This window comes from Erythrobacter longus, assembly GCF_000715015.1.
In the GTDB taxonomy this organism is placed as follows: domain Bacteria; phylum Pseudomonadota; class Alphaproteobacteria; order Sphingomonadales; family Sphingomonadaceae; genus Erythrobacter; species Erythrobacter longus.
This window is the reverse complement of record NZ_JMIW01000001.1, coordinates 526,645-552,339: the sequence shown is the minus strand read 5'-3', so window position 1 is coordinate 552,339 and position 25,695 is coordinate 526,645. Positions and strand designations below refer to the sequence as shown.

At 58.2% G+C, this 25,695-nt stretch carries 23 protein-coding genes; 14 read left to right on the top strand and 9 right to left on the bottom strand.

The window, feature by feature from the left end; translation table 11 throughout:
- The first annotated feature begins 102 nt into the window (after nucleotides 1-102).
- Nucleotides 103-3,603: a DNA polymerase III subunit alpha gene (dnaE, locus tag EH31_RS02645; protein WP_034957897.1), complete on the top strand. Its 3,501-nt coding sequence runs from the start codon at nucleotides 103-105 to the stop codon at nucleotides 3,601-3,603.
- Nucleotides 3,603-4,430 carry a helix-turn-helix domain-containing protein gene (locus tag EH31_RS02640; RefSeq protein ID WP_034957895.1) on the top strand — a complete coding sequence of 276 codons (828 nt, stop codon included), beginning with the start codon at nucleotides 3,603-3,605 and terminating at the stop codon, nucleotides 4,428-4,430. Before dnaE ends, EH31_RS02640 begins: the two co-directional genes overlap by 1 nt.
- Before the next feature lie 107 nt (nucleotides 4,431-4,537).
- Here the strand turns inward: EH31_RS02640 and EH31_RS02635 are convergent, their stop codons facing one another.
- Nucleotides 4,538-5,665 (bottom strand): OmpA family protein, encoded by a 1,128-nt coding sequence (locus EH31_RS02635; protein WP_034957893.1) that lies wholly within the window; start codon nucleotides 5,663-5,665, stop codon nucleotides 4,538-4,540.
- A 372-nt stretch (nucleotides 5,666-6,037) separates the two neighbouring features.
- Here EH31_RS02635 and EH31_RS02630 point away from each other — a divergent pair, with 372 nt between their 5' ends.
- From EH31_RS02630 to EH31_RS02615, 4 genes are all read left to right on the top strand, one after another.
- Entirely contained in the window at nucleotides 6,038-7,648 is a 1,611-nt protein-coding gene (locus EH31_RS02630; protein WP_034957890.1) for a long-chain fatty acid--CoA ligase, read from the top strand.
- Between the two features lie 5 nt (nucleotides 7,649-7,653).
- A complete protein-coding gene (locus EH31_RS02625; RefSeq protein ID WP_034957889.1) occupies nucleotides 7,654-8,115 on the top strand; it encodes a DUF411 domain-containing protein in 462 nt (153 codons plus the stop codon).
- 45 nt (nucleotides 8,116-8,160) lie between these two features.
- Nucleotides 8,161-8,601 (top strand): DUF1330 domain-containing protein, encoded by a 441-nt coding sequence (locus EH31_RS02620; protein ID WP_034957888.1) that lies wholly within the window; start codon nucleotides 8,161-8,163, stop codon nucleotides 8,599-8,601.
- 127 nt (nucleotides 8,602-8,728) lie between these two features.
- Nucleotides 8,729-9,556: a universal stress protein gene (locus EH31_RS02615; RefSeq protein WP_034957887.1), complete on the top strand. Its 828-nt coding sequence runs from the start codon at nucleotides 8,729-8,731 to the stop codon at nucleotides 9,554-9,556.
- Between the two features lie 395 nt (nucleotides 9,557-9,951).
- Here EH31_RS02615 and EH31_RS02610 read toward each other — a convergent pair whose 3' ends face one another.
- Genes EH31_RS02610 through EH31_RS02595 form a run of 4 tightly spaced genes read right to left on the bottom strand, consistent with a single transcriptional unit; the run spans nucleotide 9,952 to nucleotide 14,210 of the window.
- Nucleotides 9,952-11,061, bottom strand: coding sequence for a PA0069 family radical SAM protein (locus EH31_RS02610; RefSeq protein ID WP_034957886.1), 1,110 nt, complete (start codon nucleotides 11,059-11,061; stop codon nucleotides 9,952-9,954).
- Between the two features lie 28 nt (nucleotides 11,062-11,089).
- Entirely contained in the window at nucleotides 11,090-11,620 is a 531-nt protein-coding gene (gene moaB, locus EH31_RS02605) for a molybdenum cofactor biosynthesis protein B (protein ID WP_034957884.1), read from the bottom strand.
- Between the two features lie 14 nt (nucleotides 11,621-11,634).
- Entirely contained in the window at nucleotides 11,635-13,395 is a 1,761-nt protein-coding gene (locus EH31_RS02600) for a lytic transglycosylase domain-containing protein (protein ID WP_081853179.1), read from the bottom strand.
- Nucleotides 13,396-13,400: 5 nt separating this feature from the next.
- A complete protein-coding gene (locus tag EH31_RS02595) occupies nucleotides 13,401-14,210 on the bottom strand; it encodes a uracil-DNA glycosylase family protein (protein ID WP_034957882.1) in 810 nt (269 codons plus the stop codon).
- Between the two features lie 105 nt (nucleotides 14,211-14,315).
- Between EH31_RS02595 and EH31_RS02590 the strand changes: the two genes are divergently transcribed.
- From EH31_RS02590 to EH31_RS02555, 8 genes are all read left to right on the top strand, one after another.
- The gene (locus EH31_RS02590) at nucleotides 14,316-15,962 is read left to right on the top strand and encodes an electron transfer flavoprotein-ubiquinone oxidoreductase (RefSeq protein ID WP_034957881.1); all 1,647 of its coding nucleotides are present in this window, start codon (nucleotides 14,316-14,318) and stop codon (nucleotides 15,960-15,962) included.
- A gap of 6 nt (nucleotides 15,963-15,968) precedes the next feature.
- Nucleotides 15,969-16,466, top strand: a complete 498-nt coding sequence (locus EH31_RS02585) for a hypothetical protein (protein ID WP_034957880.1) — start codon at nucleotides 15,969-15,971, stop codon at nucleotides 16,464-16,466.
- A gap of 8 nt (nucleotides 16,467-16,474) precedes the next feature.
- Entirely contained in the window at nucleotides 16,475-17,287 is an 813-nt protein-coding gene (locus EH31_RS02580) for a 4-(cytidine 5'-diphospho)-2-C-methyl-D-erythritol kinase (RefSeq protein ID WP_034957877.1), read from the top strand.
- Nucleotides 17,284-18,006 carry an N-formylglutamate amidohydrolase gene (locus tag EH31_RS02575; RefSeq protein ID WP_034957875.1) on the top strand — a complete coding sequence of 241 codons (723 nt, stop codon included), beginning with the start codon at nucleotides 17,284-17,286 and terminating at the stop codon, nucleotides 18,004-18,006. Before EH31_RS02580 ends, EH31_RS02575 begins: the two co-directional genes overlap by 4 nt.
- Before the next feature lie 42 nt (nucleotides 18,007-18,048).
- Nucleotides 18,049-19,764 (top strand): dihydroxy-acid dehydratase, encoded by a 1,716-nt coding sequence (gene ilvD / locus EH31_RS02570; RefSeq protein ID WP_034957873.1) that lies wholly within the window; start codon nucleotides 18,049-18,051, stop codon nucleotides 19,762-19,764.
- 67 nt (nucleotides 19,765-19,831) lie between these two features.
- Nucleotides 19,832-20,101 carry a hypothetical protein gene (locus tag EH31_RS02565; protein WP_034957870.1) on the top strand — a complete coding sequence of 90 codons (270 nt, stop codon included), beginning with the start codon at nucleotides 19,832-19,834 and terminating at the stop codon, nucleotides 20,099-20,101.
- Nucleotides 20,101-21,501 (top strand): bifunctional ADP-dependent NAD(P)H-hydrate dehydratase/NAD(P)H-hydrate epimerase, encoded by a 1,401-nt coding sequence (locus EH31_RS02560; RefSeq protein ID WP_034957868.1) that lies wholly within the window; start codon nucleotides 20,101-20,103, stop codon nucleotides 21,499-21,501. Before EH31_RS02565 ends, EH31_RS02560 begins: the two co-directional genes overlap by 1 nt.
- Nucleotides 21,498-22,706 carry a class I SAM-dependent RNA methyltransferase gene (locus tag EH31_RS02555; RefSeq protein WP_034958833.1) on the top strand — a complete coding sequence of 403 codons (1,209 nt, stop codon included), beginning with the start codon at nucleotides 21,498-21,500 and terminating at the stop codon, nucleotides 22,704-22,706. Before EH31_RS02560 ends, EH31_RS02555 begins: the two co-directional genes overlap by 4 nt.
- 6 nt (nucleotides 22,707-22,712) lie before the next feature.
- Here EH31_RS02555 and EH31_RS02550 read toward each other — a convergent pair whose 3' ends face one another.
- The 4 genes from EH31_RS02550 to EH31_RS02535 all read right to left on the bottom strand — a co-directional run bounded on the left by EH31_RS02550 (nucleotide 22,713) and on the right by EH31_RS02535 (nucleotide 25,690).
- A complete protein-coding gene (locus EH31_RS02550; protein WP_034957866.1) occupies nucleotides 22,713-23,501 on the bottom strand; it encodes a hydrolase 1, exosortase A system-associated in 789 nt (262 codons plus the stop codon).
- Nucleotides 23,498-24,202: an alpha/beta hydrolase family protein gene (locus tag EH31_RS02545; protein WP_241765805.1), complete on the bottom strand. Its 705-nt coding sequence runs from the start codon at nucleotides 24,200-24,202 to the stop codon at nucleotides 23,498-23,500. Before EH31_RS02545 ends, EH31_RS02550 begins: the two co-directional genes overlap by 4 nt.
- 5 nt (nucleotides 24,203-24,207) lie before the next feature.
- Entirely contained in the window at nucleotides 24,208-24,438 is a 231-nt protein-coding gene (locus tag EH31_RS17910; protein ID WP_034958831.1) for an acyl carrier protein, read from the bottom strand.
- 211 nt (nucleotides 24,439-24,649) lie between these two features.
- The gene (locus EH31_RS02535; protein WP_034957860.1) at nucleotides 24,650-25,690 is read right to left on the bottom strand and encodes a GNAT family N-acetyltransferase; all 1,041 of its coding nucleotides are present in this window, start codon (nucleotides 25,688-25,690) and stop codon (nucleotides 24,650-24,652) included.
- Between the last annotated feature and the right edge of the window lie 5 nt (nucleotides 25,691-25,695).

Below are 25,695 nucleotides of genomic sequence, written 5' to 3'. Positions count from 1 at the left end.
ACGGTTATCCTGAAACAAGTTCAGGATGACGTGGTCAATTGTGGCAAAATCCTGTGGAAGCTGCCCTTGGCCTAGCTGCCCGAAGCGCGCATATTTCCGCCCATGCCATACGCCCCATTCATACCCCTTCGCGTTTTGTCGTCCTATTCGATGCTGGAAGGGGCGATTGATCCCAAGGCCATTGCCAAACTCGCGAAAGAACGCGGCTATCCCGCTATCGCGATCTGTGACCGAAACGGGCTTTATGGCGCGGTCATGTTCGCCAATGCCTGCAAGGGCGAGGGCGTGCAGCCGATCATCGGCACATTGCTCGGCGTGGCGCGAGAAGGGTCTGATGGCAGGCTTGTCGATTACTTGCCGCTCTTTGCCAAGGATGAGGCGGGGTATGACAACCTTTGCCATCTGGTCTCTGCTGCGCACCTGGACCGGCCTCTTGAACTCGAACCCCATGTGCAAATGTCTGAACTTGAAGGGCATTCTGACGGCCTGATCGCTTTGACTGGAGCTGGCGAGGGGGCTTTGACGCGGCTTTTGGCTGAAGGACAGCATGACGCGGCGCGCGAGCTGATCGAACGGCTTGAACATCTGTTCCCAAATCGCCTCTACATTGAACTTGCAAGGTCAGGCGATGCGGCGTGCGAACGCGCCGAAGAACCGCTTATCGACATGGCCTATGCCCGCAATCTGCCATTGGTGGCGAGCAATCCTGCCAACTTTGCAGAGCCGCATATGCACAAGGCGCATGACGCCATGCTGTGCATCGCGAATTCGACCTATATCGAAAACGAAGACCGCCCGCGCACCAACCCGCAAGCCTTCGTCAAATCAGCAAGCATGATGGAAGAGCTCTTCGCCGACATTCCGGAGGCCATTTCCAACACGCTCGTCGTCGCACAGCGGTGCGCCTTTGCGCCGCCTTACCGTGATCCGATTTTGCCCAGCCTTGCCGGCGACCTGGAGGGCGAGGCCAAGATGCTCGCCGACCTTTCCAAAGCGGGGCTCGAAGACCGGTTGTCGACCTATGAGGACCTCTCAGAGGAAGACCGAAAGGCCTATTTTGACCGCCTCGATTACGAGATCGGCATCATCGTTGGCATGGGGTTCCCCGGCTACTTCCTGATCGTTGCGGACTTTATCCAATGGGCCAAGGACCAGGGCATTCCGGTGGGGCCGGGGCGCGGGTCTGGTGCGGGTTCGATTGTGGCATGGGCGCTGACGATCACCGATCTGGACCCCATTCAGTTGGGCCTGCTGTTTGAACGGTTTTTGAACCCGGAACGTGTGTCCATGCCCGACTTCGACATCGACTTTTGCGAGACGCGGCGCGGCGAGGTTATCCGTTATGTACAGGAGAAATACGGGGCCGATCACGTCGCGCAGATCATCACCTTTGGTAAGATGAAAGCGCGCGCGGTGCTGCGCGATTGCGGGCGGATTTTGCAGATGAGCTATGGTCAGGTCGACCGGCTTTGCAAAATGGTGCCCAACCACCCGACCGACCCATGGACGCTGCCGCGCGCATTGAACGGAGCGGCGGATTTCAAGAAGGAATATGACAATGACAATGAGGTAAAACGCCTCGTTGATCTGGCTTTGCAGCTTGAGGGCCTGCCAAGAAACAGCTCCACCCACGCAGCGGGCGTTGTGATTGGCGACCGGCCATTGGCGCAATTGGTGCCGCTCTACCGCGATCCGCGTTCCGACATGCCGGTGACGCAATACGACATGAAGAATGTCGAGAGCAGCGGCCTTGTAAAGTTCGACTTTTTGGGCCTCAAGACGCTTTCGGTGTTGCGCAAGGCGGTGGACCTGCTCGCCGAACGGGGCATCGAGATTGATCTGGGCGCGCTGCCGCTGGATGACAAAGGCGTTTATGACCTAATGCAAGGCGGTAACACGGTCGGCGTGTTCCAGCTGGAATCGGAAGGCATGCGCCGCACGCTGAAGGCGGTGAAGCCTTCGAACTTTGGCGATATTATCGCGCTCGTCTCGCTCTATCGGCCCGGCCCGATGGACAACATCCCGCTGTTCGGAAAGCGTAAGGCGGGCGAGGTGCCGATTGAATATCCGCACCCCAAACTGGAAGGCATTTTGGCCGAAACTTACGGTATTTTCGTCTATCAGGAACAGGTGATGCAGGCAGCCCAGATATTGGCTGGCTACTCTCTTGGAGACGCAGATTTGCTGCGCCGCGCGATGGGTAAAAAGGTTCAGGCCGAGATGGATATCCAGCGCGGCCGTTTTGTTGAAGGCTGCAAGGAAGTCTCTGATATTGAGGCGAAACAGGCTAACGAACTGTTCGATTTGATCGACAAGTTCGCAGGTTACGGCTTCAACAAATCTCACGCGGCGGCTTACGCTCTGCTTGCGTTCCAGACCGCTTGGCTCAAAGCGCATTACCCGGAAGAATTCTACGCCGCCTCAATGTGTTTTGACATGCATCAGTCGGATAAGCTTTCCGTCTTTGTCGACGATGCGCGCCGCTATCCGGCAGAGCGGGAAGGGGGAACTGGTGTCGAAGTCCTGCCGCCGGACGTGAACTTTTCCCAGGCGAAATACACGACCGAGCAAACCGACCATGGTTATGCTGTGCGATACGCGCTCGCCGGTATCCGCAATGTCGGCGAAAAGGCGATGGACGCCATCGTTGCCGAGCGCGACGCCAACGGGAAATTTGAAAGCCTCAAAGACTTTTTCGAACGCATCCCGCAAGGTTCCATGAACCGGCGTCAGCTGGAGGGGTTGATCTGTGCAGGCGCGTTGGACGGCCTTCACCCCAATCGCGGGGAGCTTTTCGCCAATGCCGACTTGCTGCTTGCGACAGCCGACGCCGCGGCGCGTGAGCGCTCGAGCGGGCAGGGCGGGCTGTTCGGAGGCGACAATGCGCCGCAAGACGACCTGCGATTGCAAACAAGCGAGCCTTGGCCCCGGATTGAGCAAATGGCGAAAGAGCGCGAAAACTTCGGCTTTTATTTCTCCGCCCACCCGGTCCAGCAATATCGCGAAGCGGCCAGCGCCCATGGCGCGCGCACCTATCAAAGCCTGATGGAAGGCGGCGCGCCTGCAGGAGGCCGCTCTACCGCGATGATCGCCGCTATGGTCGAGGGCGCAAGCAAAGGGCGAACCAAGCGCGGGGCTGAATTTATCCGCGCAGACTTCTCTGACAGCTCAGGCCAGTTTTCCAGCGCTTGCTTCGAGGAATCTCTGGTTGATAAGTTCCCCGAATGGGCCGCGAGTGGCGAATGCGTGCTGCTCACCGTGGAGCTAGACAGTCCCAATCCCGGGGAGCCCCCGCGCCTGACGGTTCGGGGCGCGCGTCCTTTGGCGGCCGTTTCCGGCTCAATCCCAATGGTTCTAAGAGCGGACGTGCATAGCCTTGATGCAATTGCAGAATTGAAGCTTGAGCTTGCGAAAGATCCAGCTGCCCAAGGCGAGGTGCTCTTGCGCCTTATCCTTGGTGAGAACGAAGACGCCCACGTTCGGCTTGGCACTGATTTCGTTCTCAATGGCGATCTTGCTGAACGCCTGGCCGAGATGGAAGGCCTTGCCAATGTCACACTGACGCCTGCACGTGGGCGAGCAAACCTTAAACTGGTGGCATAATGGCACAGGAAATTGGCGACCTCACAGAAAAGGAGAAAGAGGCCCTTCGCTTGCTTGTCGAGGGCCACGATGCGAAATCGTCTGCCAACCTGCTTGGCCTTTCGGTGCATACGGTCAACGATCGCCTGCGCAATGCACGCCGCAAATTGGGTGTGTCGAGCAGCCGCGAGGCCGCAAGAATTTTGCGGGACGCCGAGGGGGAGACACCCCAAACCATACCGCAAAACCCACCCCAAATTTCTGCGCACACATCTTTCGGGATGGCGGCTGCAGAAGGAGCTGCGGATAATGCAATCCTCGATCAACGAAGTCAGAAAGCGCCCAATCGCTACGTCTGGCTAGCAGGAGGAATGCTTATCATGTCAGTACTTATCGCCATCGCAATTTTTGCCGCTGTTTCGAACACGGGTGGAGAAGAAAGAGCAGCCAGCTCCAGCGGGGGTTCTTCACCACAGGCGGCATCTTCAACTGAATCAAGCGGCGCAAGTGCGGCGGCATTAAGCCGTGCACGCCAGTTTATCCGCGCTGTTGATGCCGGCAATTGGACAGGAAGCTGGGAAGTGGCAGGTACCTTCTTTCAGTCTCAGGCTGGTGCTGATGAATGGACCGCTCTTGTTGAGCCGGTGCGTGGACCTCTTGGCAAGGTAGAAGAGCGCAGGCTGGCCACCGTCCAAAAGGCAGCGAGCTTGCCCGGGGCGCCTGAAGGTGACTATGAAATCCTGCAATACCAAACCAAGTTTTCGAAAGTGGATGAGATCTCGACGGAAACCGTAATCTTGATCCGCAATGGTGACGGCTTTGATATCGCTGGATATTATATCCGATAACTTCACTCGCTCAACGCGCCGAACGATGGGGCGCGGTTGCCTGAACCCATAAAAAAGGGGCCGGATCACTCCGGCCCCTTCGTTTATTTGGCTTGTGTAGCCTTGCCTTACATGCCCGAACCCGGACCGTAAGTGACTTCCACGCGGCGGTTTTGCAGCTCGCGCACGCCGTCTTCGGTTGGGACGCGGTTCTGCGATTCGCCAAAGGCTTGTGCAGAAATGCGGCCCGATGGAATGCCTTTGCCAGCCAGATATTGGGTGACGCTTGCGTTGCGGCGCTGAGCCAGTGCCTGGTTGTAAGTCACGCTGCCTGAACGGTCAGTGTGACCTGCGAGCATGACAGAAGCCGTGCCGCAGTTTGAGTAAGCCGTCACAGCACTGTCCAGAATGGTCGCTGCGTCCGCAGTGATATTCGATTGGTCAAAATCGAAGAACACGATGTACGGGCCAGTGTTGCATGCAGGTGCAGGCGGTGGTGGTGGAGGCGGTGGTGCAGCTGGTGCCGGACGTGGCGGCGGAGGTGCAACCGGTGCCGGTGGTGGCGGCGGTGTTGGCGCGCCGAAGTTGTAAATCAGGCTTGCGAGGATTGAGTGCGATTCATAATCCGCCTCAAGCTCTGTTACATTGCGGGCATCAATGCCGACATCTTGTGCCACGAAATAGCGATACTTCAGGCCAAGATCGACATTGTCGGTAACCGCAACGCGGGCACCTGCGAGTGCTTGATAAGCGAACCCGGTGTCACCATCGCTGATTGGAACGCCAATCGTGTCGTTGCCTGCGCTGACTTCGACGTGGGCAACACCCGCGCCGCCGCCTGCAAAGACGGTAAATCCGTCATCGTTGCCGAATTCGACAAGCCCGTTGATCATCGCCGCAAAAACATCAGCATTGCCAATGTCGGTTTGATTAAGAGCGATGGGGAGGCCGGTCGCATTGCTGAGGCCAGGGGTGATGATTTCGAGACGTTCCGAATCATTTTCACGGTAGCTGAGGTCAGCTTCAAGGCGGAACGCCCCAAAGTCGTAACCTGCAACCACGCCGATTTCATAGCCGTCATCGCGGTCGATGCGCGCTGCGCGATCTTCCTCAACCGGCGATTCCAGATCCATGTCAATGTCGGTTCCGAGCACGAAACCGGCATCAACGCCGATATATGGCTGCCCTTCTCGGGCTTGTGCCGGCACAGCAACGACTGCAGCCGCTCCAGCTAGCAATAATAGTTTCTTGTTCACGATATGCCCTTTGTTTTGTTCGGGGGGGAGGGGGGTTAAGACCCAAGGTACTCTCTATTACTCATATCGTTCAAAAAATACTGAAAATTCGTGAAAAATCTTGCTCCATTTGCTTCCAATTGTTCGATTTGAGATCACCTGTGCTCCAGCAGCGCCGAATTGACAGGGCTGTTTGGAGAAACTCGAGAGCTAGGATTGGAAATCAGGGCAATTGTCCATTGAGCCAGAATGTCGGGTCTGACCATCCCGCTACGCTCCAATGCCTTCTCGGGAAAACATGATGATTGCAAAGGGTAATCGTGCGCGCCATTGTCGCTGCGTAAATTCGTGCGTCTGGATGGATGCATTATGCAATTGAGGAGAGAAAACCCCATGCCCACGCAAACCCTTGGTGCGATGCAAGATTGGTCGATGCGGATCACCCATGTGATTGATCACGCAGCCCGCGAGGCAGGCTCGCGCGAAATTGTGACCCGCTGGGCCGACGGAAGCGAGACCCGCACCGATTGGGCGGGCATCCGCCGCGATGCGTTGAAGATGGCGCAGGCTTTGGAAGCGCTCGGCATCAAGCCGGGTGAACGCGTTGCCAGCCTTGCGATGAACCACTCGCGCCACCTTGTCAGCTGGTACGGGGTCGCTGGCATGGGCGGGGTGCTCCACACCGTAAACCCGCGCCTGTTCGAGGATCAGCTTGAATACATCGTAACCCACGCAGAGGACCGCGTGCTTTTGTACGATGCCGCATTCCAGCCAATCGTCGACAAGATGAAAGACCGCTGGACCACGGTCGAGCACTATATCTGCTACGATTCAGGCGAACATACGCAATCGTTTGAGGATTGGATTGGTTCGCAAAATGGCGAGTATGAGTGGTATCTGGGCGATGAACGCGATCCTTGCATGATCTGTTATACCTCGGGCACGACCGGCAATCCCAAAGGCGTCCAGTACGAGCACCGCTCAACCATGATGCACGCGCAGGCCGGTTTACAGCCCGCTGCGTTCAATTTCTCAAGCGCGTCGGTCATGTTGCCGGTTGTCCCGATGTTCCACGCAGCCTCTTGGGGGCTCCCCTATGCGGGCGCTATGGCGGGGGTTAAGTTCGTATTCTCTGCCGTCAACGACCCTGCGGTGCTGCACGAACTCATGCTGCGCGAAGGCGTGACCGATAGCGCAGACGTGCCCACCGTATGGCTTGCCCACTTCCAATATTGCGATAAAGAAGGCCTTGATTTGCCGCCTTTGAAGGCTGCAACCATTGGCGGTTCCGCCTGTCCGCGCTTTATGATCGAGCGCCTGATGAAAAACGGCACGCGGGTGCAGCATGCATGGGGCATGACCGAGACATCGCCGATTGGCACCGTTGGCGGGCCGACCTGGGACTGGGATCAGCTCAGCTTCGAGGAGAAGGTCGACAAGACCGCGATGCAGGGACGGCCAATCTTCGGCGTAGAACTGCGGATTGTGGATCTTGACGATATGACCACCGAATTGCCCCGTGACGGCGTGGCATCTGGCGCGCTGCAAATCCGTGGGCCTTGGATCATCCGCCGCTATCTGAAGGCCGAGGCCGATGCGACCAATAACGATGGCTGGTTCGACACAGGCGACGTTGGCATCATCCACCCGGACGGCACGCTTCAACTGACCGACCGCACCAAGGATGTGATCAAATCAGGCGGCGAATGGATCAGCTCGGTCGAGCTTGAAAACGCGGCCGTTGGCCACCCCGAAGTTGCCGAGGCGGCGTGTGTGGGTATGTACCACTCCAAATGGGACGAGCGGCCCGTGTTGTTTGTGGTCCGTAATGAGGGGTCAACTGTGACCGGCGAAGAGATCGTCGAGCATCTAAAACCGCTGATCGCCAAGTGGTGGTTGCCCGATGCAGTCGAGTTCGTGGACGATATCCCGCACACAGCAACCGGCAAGATTTCGAAGAAAGACCTGCGCGAGCGGTTCTCTGACTACAAACTGGAAGGATGAGTACCATGAGACGCGCGCATTCCCGCTTTGCCGCCGTGATGGCGCCTTTTGCCTTGCTGGCTTGCACATCCTCTGCCGCAGCGAGCGTGATCGACGTGGCAAAGACTGCGTGGTGCGGATGCTGTGCGGTTTGGGTGGAACGGATGGAAGCAGCAGGCTTCACCATGCAGGTGCGCAATGTCGATGACCTTAATCCAGTTGCCGATGCCGCAGGGGTGCCTCGAAACTTGCGCGGGTGTCACACTGCCATGGTCGAAGGCTATGTGATCGAGGGCCATGTGCCCGCCGAAGACATCAAACGCCTGCTTGCCGAGCGCCCCGCTGCCGTCGGGCTCAGCGTTCCGGGAATGCCAATTGGTTCACCCGGAATGGAGCAGGGCAGCCGCGTGGAACGTTATCAAGTGGTGTTGATCATGCGCGATGGCCGCCACCGTATCTGGGCAACCCACGGCCCCGCTGCCTCGTAACGGCGCGGCCAAAGCATCAGGATACAAAGCACAGGGATACAAAACATGGCCAAAGCCTATATCGACCCGAGCCCTACCAACTTTCAGGCGTTCAAAGACCTCCCGCGTGATGAGCCGATCCATATGCTCAACCTGCTGCGGTATCGCGAGCTTGCCGAGTATCCGCAAGGCCATGAGCACCACGGCAATGGCTGGACCGGGCGGCGGGCTTATGAAGAATACGGCAAGACCTCACACGCCATCTTCGCAGGCGTCGGCGGCAAAGTGGTCTGGCGAGGGGCATTCCAGACGATGGTCACAGGGCCGGAGCCCGACGACAAGGTCTGGCATGATGGCTTTGTAGCCGAATACCCCAATTCGGGCGCGTTCTTTGCGATGATCAAGGACCCGGATTACCAGCTTGCCGTGGTGAACCGGACAGCGGCACTGCTCGACAGCCGATTGATGCGGTTTAAGCCGGGCGAGGCTGGCGGGGGCTTTGGGTGAGGTAGAGGTCGCTAGGCCATATGGCCTAGGTAAATAAAGCAGCACCCGACTGTGTCCACTAAGCTTGCCTGAACCAAGTGCTCTGATACCTTTACACTAGGATTCCATGTGTGAGAGGATACCCCTTATGCTACGCATTGCCGTTGCGACAGATTTTAGCCCCCGTGCTGACAGGGCGATTGACCGTGCAAAGATGCTCCAGCGACAATTGGGCGGGAAGCTTTGCATTATCCACGCTACCGCTCTGCCGGTCGATGACGCGCCTGACGAGGTTGAGCTTGACCGAAAAATGCGCTGCGCAACCGGCCTTTCGGGATCGGATGAAGATGTCACGTTTCTCTACCCGTCCGGCTCCGTTCCGCCAGCAATTGCGCGGGCGTGTGAAGAAGGCGGTGCCGACATGCTGCTGGTCGGGCCGGCGCGTTACAACTCTCTCGGCGACTTTTTCCTAGGGACCGCGGTCGATTACATCCTTCGTTCCGTCACCAAGCCTGTCCTGGTGGTTAAGGCGCGGGCGAACGAAGAATATCAGGAGATCGTCGCAGGAACCGATTTTTCACCTGGTTCAGCCCACGCTATCCTGACCGCTGCCGAAATGTTTCCCGAAGCGCGCTTTCATATCATGCATGCGTGGAGCGTCCCGTTCCAGGCGTTTAACAAGGACGCCTATGTCGCCGATGAAATCGAAGCCGAGAGCAAGGCGTCAATGGCCACGTTTATGAAAGAGCTGGTGGCCCGCAACAGCAACCTCGCTGATGCAACCACTCAGCTTGTTCGCGGTGATGCGGTGGAAGCTTTGCGCCAGGGGTTAGCACTCAATCCGTCCGCGCTTGTCGTTTTGGGAAGTCACGGCGCAAGCGGGTTTCGTCAGGCCACAATCGGCAGCGTCACCAGTGATCTGCTCCGCTATCTTGATGCCGATACGCTGGTCATCAATTCTGCTGACGCATACTAAAGTCGCTGCGATCCGGAGGGCCGCGTTCTAATCCCGGAGAAACCGAGCCTATACTTATCACGACTGCGCCCGCAGCTTTGTGCAATGCTTTAACCCCGCGGATGCTTCCGCCGCTCAGGTCCGGAATATGGCTCATTGCTCTGGCGACGTTCACCCTTGCGACGATCCTCGACGCCGCGGTCGCCTTGTCTTCGATCGCCTTTGCGACGATCAGATTGTTCCTCGTTCTTTGGATCTGTTGCTTCTGTCATGGTCTGCACCCCCAGTTACAAGACGTTCATACGTCGATTTACTTAGCGAGTCCTTAAACGGGGTTAATTTAGAGTTAAACCGGTCCCGAAGAGCGCCGTTATGAGTGTATTTCCACATTTGGTGACCAAAATAATTGAGATGCATCAAAGTAACCGCATCTGACCGCCCAATTCTGGTGGTCGAAACTTCGAACAATCCAGCTCAAATCTTGGCGCGGTCTTACCATGACCAACACCGCTGCGCTTGCATGCTATGCGAAAACGGGCGCGGAACATGTCTGCCCATACGCCTGTAGGCTTCATGCGGGTGAAGAAGTCGGGATCGTTGTCTTTTCCCCCTCTGATTGATTGGACAATGCGCATGACTTTGCTTGCGCGGTCGGGATAATGCACGGCGAGCCATTCGCGGAAAAGCGGGGCGACTTCATGGGGAAGGCGCAAGGGTATCCAATTGGCGCTTTTAACCCCGACGCCCGCCGCCGCCTCGATAATCCCTTCCATAAATTCATCCGTAATCGCGGGGATGATGGGGGAAACCGAGCAATGCACCGGAACGCCGTGCTCTATAAGCTTGCCCAGCGCCGCAATCCGCTTCGCCGGAGTGGCACAGCGCGGCTCAAGCTTGCTTGAGAGCTTTGCATCAAGGGTGGTCACAGAAATAGCCACCGCGACCAGATTGGCCTGCGCCATCTCCTCCAGAATATCCGCATCGCGAAGCACGCGGTCAGACTTCGTTGTGATCGTCACCGGATGGCGCGCATCAAGGCACACTTCCAAAATCTCACGCGTGATCTCATACCGTTTTTCAATCGGCTGATACGGATCGGTGTTGGTGCCAAGTGCAATCGGCGCTGGCTTGTATCCGCGCTTGTTCAGTGTCTTGCGCAAAAGCTCTGCTGCACCGGGCTTGGCGAACAGCTGCGTTTCAAAATCGAGCCCCGGCGACAAATCGTGATAGGCATGGGTCGGGCGCGCATAGCAATAGACACAGCCATGCTCGCACCCCCGATAGGCGTTGATCGAGCGGTCAAAGGGGATGTCTGGTGAGGAGTTGAACGAGAGGATCGTCTTGGGGTGTTCTTCCGTGACATGGGTGCGCAGTTTGACCGGCGGCGCATCATCCACGCCAAGGCCCGCCACATAGTCACGCCAATCGCCATCGGTCTCCCGGCTTGCGAGGCCAAAGCGTGTGGGAACCTTGGCAGAAGCCGCGCCGCGTCCATGCTGTGCATCGGGATGTTCTGTTGTTCTCATGTGGAGAACATATATAGAACAAAAGTCCCTATGTCTCTAGTAATCTCGGCATCAATTCCACAAAATTGCAGGGGCGATTGCGGCTGTCCAATTGCTCGGCGAGGATGCCGTCCCAGCCGTCTTTGACCGCTCCGTTGGAGCCGGGCAGGGCAAAGAGATAGGTTCCGCGCGCGACAATGGCGCAGGCGCGTGACTGGACCGTGCTTGTGCCGATGCTTTTAAAGCTGAGCCAGCGGAACAGTTCGCCAAATCCGGGAATATCGCGCGCGCCCTCTATCCGGGCGAAGGCTTCTGGCGTCACATCGCGGCCGGTGAGGCCAGTGCCTCCGGTGGAGATGATGGCGTCGATCTGCTCGTTTTCGATCCACTGATCAAACTGCGCGGCAAGCAATTTCGCATCGTCTTTAACGATGGTGCGAGCGGCCAGTGTGTGGCCTGCACCCTCTACCCGTGCAGCTAGAATATCGCCCGATGTGTCGGTTTCCGGCGTGCGTGTGTCCGAGACGGTGAGGACAGCGATATTGATCGGGGTGAAGGGGCGGGCTTGGTCAATCGCCACTGCTTTAGTTCCTGCTACTGCTGATAGTCTATCCGTGCAGAGCGGGTCCTAGCAGGCATGGGGAAGGTCGGCCACTGGCCTTGTGCAAGAGCGCGGCGGCTTGGGCTGGGAACGCCTGCGGCGCGTTCATACATCCAGTAATTGCGCATCACGATTGCGACATAGCCGCGCGTTTCCCAATAGGGGATCGATTCCATCCAAAGCAGCGGGTCGCCTTGGTCGTTGATCTCATAATTCCAGCGGCTGACGGGCGTAAGCCCGGCGTTATAGGCTGCCATGATCTTGGGAAGGAGCCCTTGCGTCGCGCCGCTATCGCGCAGCATTTCAAGGTGCTGCTGACCATAGGCAAGGTTGACCTCTGGGTCGTTAAGGTCGGCATAGCTCGCGCCAAGGTTTAGGCTGCGGTTATGATCACGCGCGGTCCCCGGCATGATCTGCATGAGGCCGCGCGCGTTTGCTGGTGATACAGCGCCAGCGCGAAAATTGCTTTCTTGCAGCGCGTGGGCGAAGGCCAGCGATGGGTCCACGCGCCATCCCGTGCGGGGTTGCCAATGGGCAACTGGAAAACGCAGCGCTGGATCAGCGCGATATCCGCGCGGCGCATAATTCGCCATGAAAAGCTGCGTTGATGGAAGGCCAAGCGTGCGGGCAAGTTTGGCAACTGAATAGTAATCCTGGGCGCGGCCAATGCGTGCTTCGTGGCGCAACACTTCGTCCGCAAGCGCAGGACGCCCGATCTCTGTCAATGCGGCAGTGATGCGGATATTGGCCCGGTCAGCGATCGCGCCCCATTCCTGGCTGGAAAGCGGCTGTGCTGGGGCAGAAGAGGCCACTTCAATGCCCAATTGGTCAACGGCAAGCAGCCCATAAAGCGTCTCATCATAGCGCGCCGCGTTTTCCAGATGCGCTTGTGCTGCGCCCGGTTCGCGGCACCGTACAAGTGAGCGATGGGCCCAATAATGCGCCGCTGAAGTCAGTTCTGCATTGGTCGAACGATCAGCAGCGCGCGCAAAAGCATCCGCCGCCTCTTGGCAAGACCCAAGCCGCCATGCAGCAAGGCCCGCGACCCATTCTCCTTCGGCAACCCATGCGCCCGATCCTTCGGCAACCATCTGTGCCAAGGCGAGAGCGTTCTGGTCATCGTTCTCGATATAAAAGCTCCACGCAACCCGCTGACGCCATTCGGCGCGCGCTTCGGCGCTGAGGTATGGCTCAGCCTCCTGAAGCTGCGTGTATGCGCTCATCGGGTCGTCGTTCTTGATCGCATCAAGGATCGCAGAGCGGCTTTGCGCAGACAAAGTGCCATCATCGACAGTGCGTGGACGGATGCGTTTCGTGATGTCGGGCTGGCGGGCAAGATCAATCGCGCTCGGGAATTCGGGGAGCCTTTCAAGCCCGCGTTTCGCCCCCAGTCGGCCAAGCTGCTCTGAATGAGGCAAGTGAACCCCGTCGCGGAACCATTCGGAAATCTGCTCGGCAGACACTTTGGGGCTGTTTGCGTGAGTGTAAAACTCGGCAACCGCGACCTGATGCAGAACACTATCGGTTTGTTGAGACAGCATCGCGCGCACATCATCCCAACGCTCTGCATCGATCGCTGCGAAGAGGTTTTGATAATGCTGACGTTCGCCCGCGCTCAATTGGGCGGGGATTGTACTGTCTTGCCTATCATATTGTGCCACCAGGCTGCCGTTTTGGGCCAACGCAGCCGGGGCCAGTGCAAAAGTGGAAACACCGGTGCCCAGAAGGGCAAGGCCAGCAATGAGTGCGCGCATATGTTTTAACGTCTTCCCTCGACCGACCATTCGATCCATCTCCGCCAGAATTTTGCCTTTAGACGGGGCATCGCCATCATGGCGTCCAGTCCTTCAGTAACAAGCAGCGGTATTGGTGAGGGTTTTCGGTTGATTTCGCGTAAATGCGAGAGGTCATTCGTTAATCCGTGGCCCAAAAGCGGTGGAATGCCTGCGCCAAAGGCCAAGAGTTTCTGCGGGGAAACAAGGTTAACGTGAAACTTGGTGATTTCGTCCATTCCAGACGCGGCAAGCGATGCTGTATCCGCCATCGGCGTGTGCCGGGGCAGGGCAGAGGCGAAATAAACCGATTCTTGGTTAATGCCGGTCGCCTTGATGATTCGCGCCAAAAGCCGCCCTTGCGGCCCGCTTAACAGCGTGTTCGTGTCGCCTTGCTCTGGATCGATCACCAGAACCATTAGCTCAGCGTTCCTGCCCCCGCGCGGCGCAACCCGGCCACGCGGACCAATGGCATCAAGACCGGGCGCAGATAACCACCATTCACGAAACTCTTCCAAGGTTTGCGGGGGATTCGCGCCCAGTAGATTGACCGGCTTGGCGGCAACCGCTTCCGGAGGTGTTTCTTGCCGCAGCGGGCCGCCGAGCGGCTTTTTCTGATCAGGCCCGCCAGTTCCAGCCGCAGCTCCCGCATCTGCCCCATTTTGCGCCCCCAGATCGCTTGACCGGGCCAGCCAGTCCGTAGCGTCATCGGTAAAGTCGCTGTCCACACCGGCCAGCCGCCACCAATCCAGGGCCGCCTGCAATTCGTAGCTCAAAGTGGGATTGGATGCGTTCATACTGTTCAATGCCCCCCTTGACTGTCACCGCCTCGCTTAGCAAGTGCAGTGCTACACATATGAGCGAGATAACTCGCAAGACGAAAGATTGGGATAGAAAAGCTCATGAGCGAACGGGAATCAATGCCATGCGACGTCGTGATTGTGGGTGGCGGGCCAGCCGGCCTTTCCGCTGCAATCCGTCTGAAGCAGTTGAACGAAGAACTCGAAGTCGTAGTCCTTGAAAAAGGCTCTGAAATCGGGGCACATATTCTCTCAGGCGCGGTTGTCGATCCAAAAGCTTTGAGCGAGCTTTTCCCCGACTGGCGCGATATGGATTGCCCGATGGCCGAAACGCCGGTGACCGACAATTGGCACTGGTCGCTCAGCAAGAACGGCAAGACCTCTATCCCGCACATCATCATGCCGCCGTTGATGAGCAACCATGGCTGCTACACGGGCTCTTTGGGCAATATGACCCGCTGGCTTGGCGAACAGGCCGAAGCGCTTGGCGTCATGGTCTTCCCCGGCTTCCCCGCTTCGGGCGTCATGTATGACGACAATGGCGCGGTCAAAGGCGTCATTACGCAGGACATGGGCATCGCCGAAGATGGCAGCCACAAGCCCGACTATCAGCCCGGCATGGAAATCGAGGCAAAGTATACGCTCTTTGCAGAAGGCGCGCGCGGAAGCCTTACCAAGGGCCTCAAGGCCAAATTCGACCTTGAGGCCAATTGCGAGCCGCAAGTCTATGGCCTTGGCATTAAAGAGCTGTGGGATATCGACCCCAAGAAACACGTTCCTGGCCGTGTGATCCACACCCAAGGCTGGCCGCTTTCTGAAAGCGACACTTGGGGCGGGGGCTTTTTCTATCACCAGGCGAACAATCAGGTCGCGATCGGCTTTGTCACCGCTCTGGATTACAAAAACCCTTGGGTTTCGCCCTATCAAGAATTCCAGCGCTGGAAGCAGCACCCTGCGATCCGAGAAATGCTCGAAGGCGGCACCCGTGTCGCTTACGGCGCGCGCGTCATCAACGAAGGCGGCTGGCAATCGGTGCCAAAGCTCGCGTTCCCCGGCGGCGCTCTTATCGGCTGTGCGGCTGGTTTCGTAAACGTACCGCGCATCAAAGGCAGCCACACCGCGATGAAGAGCGGGATGCTGTGTGCCGAGGCTATTGTTGCCGAGATCGAAGGTCACGAAAGCCAGCCAGAGCTGCAGAGCTATGAGCCGGCCGTGCGCTCAAGCTGGATCGCCAAGGAATTGAAGCTCGTCCAGAACGCAGAACCTGCGGTGGCCAAATATGGTGAGGACATCGGCACTATTCTGGCGGGCGCAGACATGTGGATGCGCACGCTCAAAATCGGCCTTCCGATCAGCATGAAGCACCACGCCGACTACACCCAAACGGGCCGCGCGGACCTCTATCCTAAGATTGAATACCCCAAGCCCGACGGCGTGATCAGCTTCGACCGCCTGACCAATGTGGCGTATTCCTTCACCAACCACGCAGAGGACCAGCCGGTTCACTTGCAGGTGGGTGACCTCGAATTGCAGAAGTCGAGTGAGTTCGATGTCTTCGGAGGCCCATCATCGCGCTATTGCCCGGCGGGCGTTTATGAATGGATCGAGGAAGAGGGCAAGGAGCCCAAGTTCCAGATCAACTCGCAAAACTGCGTCCACTGCAAAACCTGCGACATCAAGGACCCCAACCAGAACATCAACTGGGTGACGCCTGAGGGGGCGGGCGGTCCTAACTATCCGAATATGTGATGTAAGATGAACCTCGTCGCGCCAGTATTTTCGGTTTTTGGGATCGTGACCGTCTTGTTTGGGTGTGCCCAATCCCCCGTATCTGAAGACATTGCGGATATTTTGCCCAAGCATTCGCAGATAGTTAGGGAGATTGAAGCCGCGGTTGTGCTTCCTTCAGAGGCTGATCCAATTGAGAATTACGCAAGGCACTATGCCATGGATCATGAGGGTAATGTAGTGGCTGTTTATCTCATTCCATCCGCTACAAGCTCAGTTGAGCAAGGCTGCGAGGTTGCTCTCAAGAACTTCGGGTCCCGGCCATGTGATGCTCAAGAGATTGCAGAGGGACGCAAACATCTTGAAGAAATTCAGTCACGCGATGGAATTGCTGGCCAAGTGATTTGGCATGACAGTGAAGAAGGATTTCCCTTTGTACTGGATGGCGGGTGCAGTTTTATCTCCATCACTTATCAGCCAAAAACCAAGAGTTTTGAAACCCTTGTCTGCAATGGACTCGCTTAGGTTTCCCGTTGACCCTCACCGAAACCGCCTACGCCAAGATCAACCTTGCGCTGCATGTCCGCAGGCGCCGCGAGGATGGCTATCATGAGCTTGAGACGTTGTTCGCCTTCGTCGATGCGGGCGACAAGTTAGCCGCGCAAACCAGCGAGCAGGACGAAGTCACGACTGTTGGCGAGTTTGCAGGCGGGATTGACGGTCCCTTCGACAATCTCGTGGCCAAGGCGCTGTCCGCCCTCCCGCGCCCTCAGGGTATCAAAATTACCCTTGAAAAGAACCTCCCTGTCGCCGCTGGCCTTGGAGGAGGGTCTGCTGACGCGGGCGCGGTCTTCCGGCTGGTTGAGCGTCTTCACGGCCTCCCCGATGATTGGCAGGCGCGCGCGGCAAAGCTCGGCGCAGATGTGCCGTGCTGTGTGCGCAGCGAGACGGTGATCGGTCGGGGCACGGGGACCGAGTTGGAGCCGCTTGATGACAACCTTAAAGGCACGCCCGTGCTGCTGGTAAACCCGCGCGAGCCGCTTTCGACCGGCCCCGTGTTCAAGGCCTGGGACCAGACCGATCGCGGGCCGCTCCCCCAAGGCACGGCGCGTCAAATTGCGCTTGAAGGGCGCAATGATCTTGAAACACCCGCCATGGGTCTTTGCCCGAAAATCGCCGAGGTGCTGAGCGAATTGGCCAAGGATCACGCATGGCTCACCCGAATGTCGGGATCAGGAGCGACCTGTTTTGCGTTGTATGAGCACGAAGGCGCCCGCGACGAGGCGCTGGCAAGGCTTCAACAGGAGCGTCCCGGCTGGTGGACGCTTGCGGGGAAACTAAGATGATCGACGGACTGCCGTATAAGCACGTTGGCGCTGTAAAGCCGGGCGGTATCGTCTGCGTATGCGACCACGCGTCGAACTTTGTGCCCGAAGATGTGCCGCTTGGCATCCCGGCGAGCCTTCTCGAGACGCACATCGCGGTTGATATCGGTGCCGGCGGTATCGCTGCCCGCATGGCGCGCCGCCACGGTATTCCGGCCCATATGGCGCAGGTGAGCCGCCTTGTGATCGACCTCCACCGCGAGGAAGACCATCCCCATGTGGTGCCCACGGAAAGCGACGGGCATCTCATTCCCGGCAATATCGGCGCCAATGTCGAGGCGAGGGTCAGGGACTATCACCGCCCTTATCACGAGGCGCTCGCCAAATGTCTCGATGCAGCACGGCCTGAACTCATTATCTCGCTTCACAGCTTTACACCCAAGCTTGAAAGCGGCGGGGAGCAGCGCCCCTGGCAAGTGGGCCTGCTCTACAACGAAGACGACCGCGCAGCGCGCCATGCGATCCGGCTTTTCCGCGAAGAGGGCCTGAATGTCGGCGACAATGAGCCCTATTCGGGCAAGCAATTGAACGCGACCATGAACCGTCACGCCGAGGCGCACGGGCGTCCCTATTGCGCGATCGAGATCCGCAACGACCTGATTTCCACCCGAGCCGATCAATCGCGCTGGGCCGCTATGGTTGCTGATGTGTGCGGAAGGGTTGCACTCGCGCTCGACTAAAGGCAGTGGGCGTTACGCAAACCTAACTCCAAGAGTAATAATATGTCTTTTGACAAATCCAAATTGCCAAGCCGCCACGTTTCCGTCGGTCCAGAGCGCGCACCGCACCGCTCCTATTACTATGCCATGGGGATGACAGAGGAAGAGATCGCACAGCCTTTCGTGGCGGTCGCCAGCGCTGGTAATGATTCTGCGCCGTGCAACACCACTCTGAACGCGCAGGCGGATATTTGCCGCGAGGGTGTGATCGCAAACGGCGGAACCCCGCGCCGGTTCAATACGATCACCGTCACAGACGGCATCGCCATGGGCCACCAGGGCATGAAAAGCTCGCTGATCAGCCGCGAGATTATCGCCGACAGCGTTGAGGTTTCCGTGCGCGGGCACTGCTATGACGCGCTGGTCGGCTTTGCAGGCTGTGACAAGAGCTTGCCCGGCATGATGATGTCGATGCTGCGCCTCAATGTGCCGTCGATCTTTGTCTATGGCGGCTCAATCCTTCCCGGCACCTATAAGGGTGAGAATGTGACCGTCGTCGACGTGTTCGAGGCTGTGGGTCAACACGCCGCTGGCAATTGCCCGTTGCAAGAGCTGATCGCTCTCGAGAAAGTCGCTTGTCCCGGCCACGGTGCTTGCGGCGGTCAGTTTACCGCCAACACTATGGCCTGCGTTGGCGAAGCGATCGGATTGTCGCTGCCAAACAGTAATATGGCACCGGCTCCGTACAGATCACGCGAGGAGATTGCGCGCGCTGCTGGCGCTCAGGTGATGGAGCTTTTGAAGCTGAACCTGCGCCCCCGCGATATCTGCACCAAGGCTGCGTTCGAGAACGCCGCGCGCGTTGTGGCGGCAACCGGTGGTTCGACCAATGCCGCGCTTCACCTGCCTGCTATGGCGAGCGAGGCGGGAATCGATTTTGACCTGTTCGATGTGGCCGAAATCTTCAAATCAACGCCTTACATCGCGGACCTCAAGCCTGGCGGCAAGTATGTCGCCAAAGACATGCACGAGGCAGGCGGCATCTACATGGGCATGAAGACGCTGCTCGAAGGCGGTTTTCTTGACCCTAATCCGATGACGGTGACCGGTAAAACCCTGGGTGAGAATATCGACGAGATCACCTGGAACCCCGATCAAAAAGTCTTCTACGACGTGGCAAAGCCGATCACTCCAACGGGCGGCGTTGTGGGCCTCAAAGGCTCGCTCGCACCCGAAGGGGCGATTGTGAAAGTCGCTGGGATGGAGCGGTTGCAATTCACCGGCACGGCGCGCGTTTTTGACTGTGAAGAGGACGCATTTGCTGCGGTCGAGAAGCGCGATATCACCGAGGGCAGCGTCATCATCATCCGCTATGAAGGGCCCAAGGGCGGCCCCGGAATGCGCGAAATGCTTTCTACCACCGCTGCGCTTTACGGGCAGGGCATGGGCGAGAAAGTGGCGCTTATCACCGATGGCCGTTTCTCTGGTGCGACGCGGGGCTTTTGCATCGGGCACGTGGGTCCAGAGGCAGCGGATTGCGGCCCAATTGCTCTGGTCGAGGATGGCGATACCATTTCCATTGATGCCGAGGCTGGCACAATTGATCTTGAGGTGGATGAAGCGACCCTCGCCAAGCGTAAAGAAGCTTGGCAACCGCGCAGCAATGACTATCAATCCGGCGCACTTTGGCGCTATGCTCAAAACGTTGGACCAGCGCGCGATGGCGCGCTTACCCATCCCGGAGCAAAGGCAGAAACTCATGTATTTGCGGATATTTAGCAGCGTTTGTGCACTCGGCGCTTTAACGGCTTGCGAAGCAACCCAATCGCCTGAGCCAGAAGGTGATATGCTTGACTGCGCTATTGGTGCGGGATCAGAGTTTGCCAAAGTCTGCACGCTTGAATGGGTTGGCGAAGAGTGGGGTCAAGAGTTCCTCATCCACGATCCTGAAGGCGGCTTTCGGCGCTTTGTCCTCAACGAGGATGCCAGCGGAGTGACCGTTAAAGACGGCGCACAAGATGTTGAAATGATTGAGCCAGCGCCTGATGGGTTCTGGCAGTTTTCGGTCTCGGGTGACCAATACTTGATGCCTCTCCCGCCGCCTTCTGGCGTGTAATGGCCAGCGACAACGCTCTCTCTCAAATCCTCACCACGCAGCAAATGCGTGATGCCGAGCAGCGCATTTTTGACGCAGGCATGCCCGAATTTGACTTGATGCAACTGGCCTCCGGCCGCGCGGCGGAGTGGGTTCGAAGAATTGCCGCCGGCCGAAGTGTCACGGTCCTGTGTGGCCCCGGCAACAATGGCGGCGACGGATACGTCATTGCGCATTGCCTCCAAAAAGCCGGTCTAGAAGTCACGATTGTAGCGCCCGAGGCACCCAAGACGCCCTCGGCCAAACAGGCACTTGCCCTTTGGGGCGACGATGTTCTGACGTCGGGAGGCTCTGTCCAAGGCGAGGTCTTCGTCGATTGCCTGTTCGGTTCGGGGCTCACCAGAAAGCTCAGCGGTGAGCACTCATTGCTTTTGCGCGATCTGGCCGAGCGTCACCAAATGGCGATTGCTTTGGATGTTCCCAGCGGAATTGCCAGTGATAGCGGCGCAGTTCTGAATGAGCGGCTTCCCCGCTTCGATGTGACATTGGCGCTTGGTGCGTGGAAATTTGCGCATTGCCTCTTGCCAGCGCGTGACAAGATGGGGACGCAGCGCCTTGTGCCGATTGGCGTTAGCGCGCTCGAAGAAGCGGCTGTGCGCGTTACAAAGCCAAAGCTCGCGCCGCCCGCTTTTGCCGATCACAAATACTCCCGAGGTCTCGCGGCAATTGTCGGTGGTGACATGCCGGGAGCCTCTGTTTTGGCCGCCCAGGCAGCGATGCGGGCAGGCGCAGGATACGTCAAACTTGCGGTGCATGAGGCACCAAATGCGGGACCGGAACTTGTCGTGGACACATCGCATGTGCGGGTCGCACTTGACGACAAGCGGATCAATGCGGTTCTGATCGGGCCCGGACTGGCGCGCCATGAGGGCTCGATCAAGGCTCTTGAGACGGCGCTTAAATGCAAGGGCGCTCTCGTCCTGGATGCCGACGCTTTGCATCTGGTTGAGCCCCATATGCTTGATCCGCAAATGTCCGTGCTTGCAACGCCGCATGACGGGGAGCTTGATGCCCTGTGCCGCAAATTCGCAATTGTCGCCGATGGCCGGATGGCTCGCGCCAAGGCGCTTGCGGCCATGAGCGGCATGGTCATTTGTGCCAAGGGCCCCGATACGATCATCGCCTCGCCGCAAGGTGAGGTGGCAATTGCTCCGCCTGCGCCATCGTGGCTTTCGATTGCAGGAACGGGTGATGTGCTCGCAGGGATCGCGGTCAGCCGCATGGCCAATGGGTCGGACCCGTTCACAGCTGCTTGCGAGGCGGTATGGCTTCACGGTGAGGCGGCAAGGATTTGCGGACCAGCGTTCACTTCGCTCGAATTGGCGCAAAGTGTGGGACGCGCTTTGGCGAGGTGTTTGTGACAGACCAACAGAGCATTGTCCGCATCGCGGCAAAGGGCGACGGCGTAACCGAATCAGGTGCGCATTTCGCGCGCGCTGTGCCGGGCGACAGCGTTGAGGCAGATGGAACCATTATTCCCGGACCGCATCACATAGCGCCTGCTTGCGAGCATTTTGGCACCTGTGGTGGCTGTCAATTGCAGCATGGCGATGATGAAGTGCTCAGCCGGTTTGTGCGTGAGCGGGTAGTCAATGCGGCCACGGGGCAAGGCCTCGACATCGGTGAGCTTTTGCCAGAGCACCTTTCGCCGCCAGCTTCGCGCCGGCGCGCCGGCCTTCATGCGCAAAGAACGCGGGGCGGGGCGATTGTCGGCTACCGCGAAGGCGGCTCGCACACGCTCGTCGATTTGGCGCAGTGTCCGGTGCTGGACCCGAAGCTTGCTGGATTGATCGAACCCTTGCGGCGGTTTGTCGCGGCGCATGGCCCAAAGGGCAATGTCGATATCGCTTTGACCTTGTGTGACCAGGGGATTGATCTGGGCCTCACCCATTTTCCGCTGGAAGGGCTTGCCGCAACAGAGGCGGCGCTTGAGTTTGCGCAAGTCAATGGCTTGGCACGGCTTACCATCGATCAAGGCTACGGGCCCGAGACTATTTGGGAACCTGAGCCTGCGACTGTCACCTTGTCCGGCTTGCCCGTTGGCCTTCCTGCAAATGCATTTTTGCAGGCTACCCCTGATGCAGAATCTCTCATGATCGACGATGCATCGCAGTGGCTTGGGGATGCGCGCATTGTCGCGGATTTGTTTTCAGGGCTCGGCACCTTTGCCTTCGCGATGGCCAAGGCGGGGAAGGGGGCGCGCAAGGTCCTTGCCGCAGAAGCGGATCAAGCGGCGCACCTTGCGTGCAAAGCGGCTGCGGCGCGAACGGGTGGCCGCGTGATTGCGCTCCACCGCGATCTGTTCCGCAACCCTTTGCAGGCTTCGGAACTCGACCGCTTTGACGCTGTCCTGCTCGATCCACCGCGCGCAGGGGCACGGTCGCAAGTCGCCCAAATCGCAGAAAGCTCGCTTTTGCGTGTGGTCTATATCAGCTGCAATCCGTCAAGCTGGGCGCGTGATGGCGCTGTGCTGGCAGAGGCTGGGTTCAAGCTGAAGAAACTGCGTCCTGTGGGGCAATTCCGCTGGTCCACCCATGTCGAATTGGTGAGTCTTTTTGAGCGCTAACTGCGTTTAACTGCGCAGCGCCGTTAGCACCTGTTTTTCGAGCCATTCGCGGTGCTCGGGCTCGACATAGGCGTGACCTGCACCAGCGCAGCGCTTTATCCGGGCATCGCCCTTGTCCCACACGCTTTCAAACATTTGCGCGGTACGATCTGCACCGGCAAGGAGAATATGCGCGCTCCCCCCAAACGCCTCAAGCCCAGCGCGCATGTCTTGAGCAAGACCGCCGGGTGGTGGCGAAGTCCGCATGGAAGCAACCACGCCTTGCGCCAGCCTTCGCAGGTTCACTCCGCCTTTCAGCAAGCGAGCAATTTCTCGGGGATCTCTCAGCTTTGAGGCGTACCGCGACCGGATCGCATCGCGGCTGTGTTGTGGCTCGGCACTCTTTTCTGCCGGCTCGTCGATCGTCCATGGGTTTGATAGGATGAGCCCTTCAAACCCTCTGCCTTCCATAAGCATAAGGGCCGAGGCCGCATCGCAATTGCCAAATGCAAAAACCCGTTCAACCTGCGGCGCCATAGCCCGCAGGGCCTCCAGAGCGGCTTCGATATCGCCCGCGCTTTTGCGAAAACCCCGGTTCTCTCCTTCGCTGTCTCCGGTGCCCCGGCGATCAAAACGCAGAACGGGAAAGCCCTTTTTCGCAATCGACGCAGCCAGTTGAGATTGCCCCGAAAAGGCGCCCGAACGGATCTCATTCCCACCATTTACGATCAGCAGGCCAGTGACACCGGGAGCGGTATCAAGCGAGCCCGCCAGTTTGAGACCACGGCAGCCAAAATCGAATTGCAGGCGGCTCATTGCGGATCACCCGCATCGCCTGCGACAATCGCAGCAAGCGCCTGCGAACCGGCTTGATCCTCATCAGGTTCAGCGCGAAGCCATAGGCCAGCTGCGCCAAGGTCCTTTTGCTCAATCACCTTTTGTGTGTTCGCAGCGATCGGGGCAGCGCTTTCCAACTCGCGCAGCATGTTAGCGCCAATGTTCCACCCGGCGAGGGTTAAACCAGATTGGCGGCCTCGTTCCATTAATTGCTCAGAGCTGATCTCTCGGCCCGATTCGCGCGCCGAAATGGTTTGTGCTCTGACCATGGCTCGCAAGATTTTAGCCCCCGTAACCGGCGCATATTGCCATCCGGGCAGGGTTTCAGGAGCGATTAGCGCGCCGCCTCTGATGGTCAGAATATGAGTGATCTCAAACGCTTGTGCTGCATTCGCTGCAACATCGCGCCAAGAATCGAGCGTCTGGCTTTCAAAAGAGACGAGGCTGTCGTTACAGCCGGGAAGATCAGGCAAAAATGTATCCACGCCGCGCTCATCAAGGGCGCGCATCATCTGGACTGTAAAGCGGCGCAGCTTGTTGGCTTCATCAAATAGCGCTGGCAGAATGAGAATGCGGCGTTCGCGCCCATGGTCAAAGGAGACGAGCAATTCGTCCGACGTCTTGCCGCCCCCCAAAGGAGCTTGCCAAGTCGCGATCATGCGCGGCTCTGGCACATCCATTTGGATCAGGCCTCGCTCAACTTGGCCTCAACAAAGGCCAGCAATCCGCCATAAGTTTCAAGCATTTCGCCGTCGACATCTTCGTCTTCGATGACGATATCGAGGCGGTCTTCGATCTCTGTGAGAAGGCCTGCAACGGCCATGGAGTCGAGTTCGGGAAGGTGGCCGAACAGACCGCTGTCTTCGTCAAGCTCATTAGCCTGCTCGGGCTCAAGCCCTAATACATCGGCGATGATCGACTTGAGTTCACCATCGAGCGCCTCCCTGTCGGATTCTGCGCCAGAGGCTTCACCTGTCGATTGACCCGTCACTTCGCCCGCTTCTTCGCTCGTTGCGGCGTCTGCACTCGCTTTTTGAGAGCTGATTGCTTGCCCCATTGCTTGGTTGTCCTTTTCTAGAGGCCTTTAAACCTGTGGCACACCCGAATGTACCAAAGCGATGCGCGCCTTAACTAGCCTGTGGTAAACGTGCAAGTTCCGGGACGTCTGGCAAGGTTAAGCGTTTTGCAGTGAGGCGGGCAAGAGCAATCCATGCGCGCGGTGCGGAAAGGTCAAGGCAATCAATCGAATAGCGCGGTCGGGTGTCTTCCATCCAGTCTGCTTTATAGCTTTGTGTGCCTGTCCCAAAGTCGATCACATCAACACGGTCCTTGTCGATTGTGTGCTTGAACAGGGCCGCTGAAAGGGTTGTTCCCGCTGAAAGCTTCTTCATGCTCTCCAAGTGGGCGAGCTTATGGATGAAGGCGGTCCCGTTCTCGACAGTCCAGCATTGGGCAGCAACGGCTGCGCCTTCGCGGAAGGCTAAGCCCAGCCTTAAACGGCCCGCATCGCCTTCACTTTGCGCAAATTGTCGCAGCATTTGGGGATGGTCTTCGCCCGGCTTCCAGCTCGAATTATAGATCGCCTCATAATCTGCCCAAAGTTCCGGGTCGAAATGGGTGACGATCTTTGTCTCGACCTTTTTGGCTTTGCGTTTGAGGGTGGTGCGAAGTGGCCCTGGGCGTGATGCCCAATATTCCTCGAAGCTTCGACCAGCGACATACAGAACATGATTGATGTCGCACCGCGTCACCTCAACCCGCCAGCCTGCATCGCAAAAGGCCTGCGCAAGCCGGGTTGCCGAGCAATCCTCGTCGGGCACAGGCTCAAGCGTCACACGGTGCGCTTTGGTTTTTAGCTGTGTGGCCACTTCGCGCAACAGCCGGTCGCCATTGTCACCTTTTTGTACCAACTGCCGCCATGTAAAATTATACCAATTGCGCAAGGGTGTGATGTGCCCGCGCTCTTCGGTCAAAGCGAGAGCGGCGGTGCTTTCTGCGTCCGTAGCAGTGACAATCAGAGGGCGAAGACCTGTCTTGGCCAGAAGCGCATACCACTCGCTGCGGTCAAAGGGTGCACACCCATGTGCATCAGGCACAATTCCTGAAGGGCTGTCTTCAAACAGCTCTTGCAAGACGTTAACTGTGTCGTGATACCGCGTTTCGATCACTAGAG